At 52.7% G+C, this 3,635-nt stretch carries 1 protein-coding gene; it reads left to right on the forward strand.

Translation table 11 applies throughout. The features are described 5' to 3' along the window. Positions 1–20 precede the first annotated feature (20 nt). Entirely contained in the window at positions 21–3,617 is a 3,597-nt protein-coding gene (locus NW819_RS03805) for an AAA family ATPase (protein ID WP_414412937.1), read from the forward strand. Positions 3,618–3,635 lie beyond the last annotated feature (18 nt).

Raw genomic sequence — 3,635 nt, forward strand, 5'->3', positions numbered from 1 at the left:
TGGGGAGCAGAAGACTGATTATGCGGATCCTCTCTCTCGCTTTACAAAACTTCAAATCTCATGAGGATGCCGTCTTCACGTTTGAGCCAGGTATTAACGCCATTTGCGGAGAAAACGGAGCGGGCAAGACCAGCATTTTGGAAGCCATTGCCTGGGTTTTGTTCGACTACTGCCCCTACAGCCAAGAAGAAATCATTCGCTCCGGGGCCAACGACGCAGTGGTGACTGTGCAATTTATCTCCCAATGGGATCAGCGCACCTACGATGTTCGCCGCAGCGTAACGCAGGGATATCGTCTCTTTGATCCCCAGCTGAAGCAGCGCCTAGAGTATGAGCGCAAGTCCGATGTGCTGCCGTGGCTGAGGCAACATTTGGGCGTACCTGCCGGTACCGACCTGGCGCGGCTCTTTGCCACAACGATTGGGGTGCCCCAAGGGACTTTCACGGCAGACTTTCTCAAAACCGGTCGAGATCGCAAAGAAGTTTTCGATCGCATCTTAAAGGTGGAAGAGTACCAGCAGGTAGCCAAAGACCTGTTGGCGGTCGAAAAATACAGCGAGGCGCAGATTCAGGCCATTAATCATCAAATTGAATTGCTCCGCCAACAGCTACAGGAGTGGGATCCGCTGCAAGCAGAGCGGCAGAAAATCCAACAAGAACTGAGTTATTGGCAAGAGCGCTTGAGTCAATCGATCCACACTCTGGATCAGGTTAAGCTTGAGATCGAGCGACTGGAGAAATGGCTTGAGCAAATCCAAACTTTAGATCACCAGATTGCCCAACTGGAGCAAAAGGGATCCCTGCTTCAGGTATCTCTTGAGCAGGCAGAAAAGTTATGGGCAGAGGCCAGGCAAGCTCAAGCGCAGCAACAGCAATACTGGGAGGGATCTCAGCATTTTTTGGCCACAGAAGCTCGCTTGCGGGAGCTGGAAAAACAGCAACAGCAACGCTTGGAGTGGCTGAAACAGCGGGATGCTTTGCTCTCGCAAAAGCAGCATATCGAAAACCAATTGGCAAGACTTCAAGAAAAGTTAAGCCAACAGCAGCGCTGGAAGCAGGAGCTAGAGGAGCTAACCCCGCAAATTCAGGCCCAAGAGGAGCTAGAGCGTCAGCAGACCTATTGGACTCAACAGCTCAACACGTTGCTACACCTGCACCGCGAATGGGAACAGATCCAGGCAGAATGGACAGCCCACGCCGAGCGCTGTCAACTGCTACAAAGCCGAGTGCAAGAAGCTGAACAGGCCCAGGCCATATGTCGGCAGCATCAATTGACCTACAACCGTTATTTGCAGTTGGAAACCCTCATTGCAGAGCAGGAAGCGCTGCGGCGAACCCGACAAACTTTACTGGCTCAACGGGAAACTTTGCAACATCAACTGCATCGATTGGAGCTGCAGGGATCCGAATATCAGCAACAACTCCAGATCTTCCAAAAAATGGAGGCGGAAAAACTTGAGCTGCAACCCCTGTGTGAACGGCAGGCCTCCCTGGAGCAGCGCCACTCCCAACTTGGCGAGAAGTTGGCTTCCTTTCAGGCTCTGCGCCTTGAACTCAAACAACGGGAAACGGAGCAGGAACAAGGCCAAGTCCAATTGCAACAACTGCAGCTCCAACTGAGACAACGGCAGGCGGATTTGGAGCGGGTAGCCGCCATTCCTGCGCTCGAAACTCAACAGGAGCGATTGCAAACTCAGCTCAGCCGCATTGCCGCAGCTCGTCAATTTCAACAGGAGCTACAAGCCCTTTTTGAGCAGGGCTCGGATCAATTGGCTCAACACCATCACAGCATCCGGCAACTTCTGGACGAATTGGAAGCGCAGCGACACAACTATCCCCAACTTCAATCTCTGTGGCAGCGGATCCCAGAGGTACTCACTCGATCTTCAGCACTCAGCCAACAGTTGCTCCAGTCCATCCATCAGATTTTGCAGGATCTGGCTCCCCAAACTTCCGAGCCCCAACTTCGTCAGCAGTTGTCCAACATCCAAAAACAACTCAGGACTTTGCAACCCTTGCTCGGCCTAACCGCACAAATACCCGATTTACAAGCCCAAATTCAGCAACTGCTGCAGTTGCAAGCCGAACGACAAAGCAGAATTGATGATCTTCACTGGGATCTTGAGGCTGAGCCCACCTTCCTTCGGCAACAACAGGAAATTGGCCAGGCGCTGCAAGAACTGGGGGATCCCAGAGGGCAAATCCAGCGCTTGGAAAGAGATCTCAGCCGCAAGTCTAGGGTTGAGCAAGAATATCAACAAATAGCGGCCCATGTTCAGCAACTCCAACAGCAGATACAAGCCCTAGAAGAGCAGCTGCAACCGCTTTCAGATCTGGATGAAAGAATTGCAGCTTTGCGGGAAGAACAAGGCCGGCACCGCAACAACTACGAGACCTTTATCCGCATGCAGCCTCTTGCCCAAAGTTTGCCCCGACGGCAAGATGAACTCCAAGCGGCCCAGTTGGCCCTAGATCAAATCCAGAAAGCCAAGCAAGAAAAACAAGCCCAGATCGACCGCTGGGAACAAACAGAGGGATCCAAAGATGACCTGCAAGCCCAAATTGAAAAAGCCGCCAAAACCTTAAAATCTCTGGGGGATCCCAGAAGCCAAGCCGAACGGCTCAAAGCAGAGTTAAAACAGGAAAAGCAATATTTACAAATGCAGGCCGACTGCCTGCAGCAGCTTCAGGATTTACAGGCCGCACTCAACCCTATCGAGGAGGCCCTATGCCAAACGGAGCATCTGGATCGAGAGCTGGGATCCCTGCAGGAAGAACGCGAACGATACCGTTTAGATCACGAGCGCTATCTGCAGGCAGAACCCATTGCCCAATTGCTTCCCCAGCGGGAACAGGAACTGGCCGAGCTAAACGCCCAGCGGCAGCAACTGCAAACTCAGCTTTCCCAACTTCGCGCAGCACGGGATCCCTTGGCTGCTCTGTATCAACCGCAGGAGCATGAGCGCCTTCGATCCCTTCTGCAGGCCACCGAAATTCAAAAAGCCGAAGCCCAGGCCCGACTGGAGAGCCTAGCTCCTCAACTGAGCAAAATTGAGGAAAAGTTGCGGCAATTGGAACAGACCAAGGCAAGCTTAAAGCAAGTCGAGGCAGAAAAAACTGAGAAAGAACGCCTGCACCGCTTTATCAAGTTTAGCCGAGATACCTATAGAAAAGCCGGCCCTCAAATTACCCAATACTACCTGCAGCAGATCAACCATACTGCCGATCACCTCTTCCGAGAAATTCTCAACCGTCCCAACGTCACCCTGACCTGGGAAGCCGATTATGAGATCCGCGTTCAAGAAGCCGGCAGCCCCAAACGACGGTTTGCCAGCCTTTCCGGGGGAGAGCAAATGTCGGCGGCCTTGGCAGTGCGCTTGGCTTTACTCAAGGTGTTGGGACAACTAAATATTGCCTTTTTCGATGAGCCCACCACCAATATGGATACCCAACGGCGACAGCGGCTGGCAGAGGCTATTACCAACCTGCGATCTTTTGAGCAGCTGTTTGTCATCAGCCACGACGATACCTTTGAGCAAATGACAGAAAATGTTATTCGGGTGGAAAGGCACTCCGGATCCAAGTCGGTAGGGAGGGATCCCGCCCATGGTGTTTAGAGCCGACCGGATCCTGGC

Source organism: Synechococcus sp. R8-2, assembly GCF_047461715.1.
GTDB lineage: Bacteria > Cyanobacteriota > Cyanobacteriia > Thermostichales > Thermostichaceae > Thermostichus.

What these genes read in the sequence shown, in the direction of transcription:
- NW819_RS03805 (WP_414412937.1), top strand. Translation starts at nt 21, where the DNA reads ATGCGGATCCTCTCTCTCGCTTTACAAAACTTCAAATCTCATGAGGAT.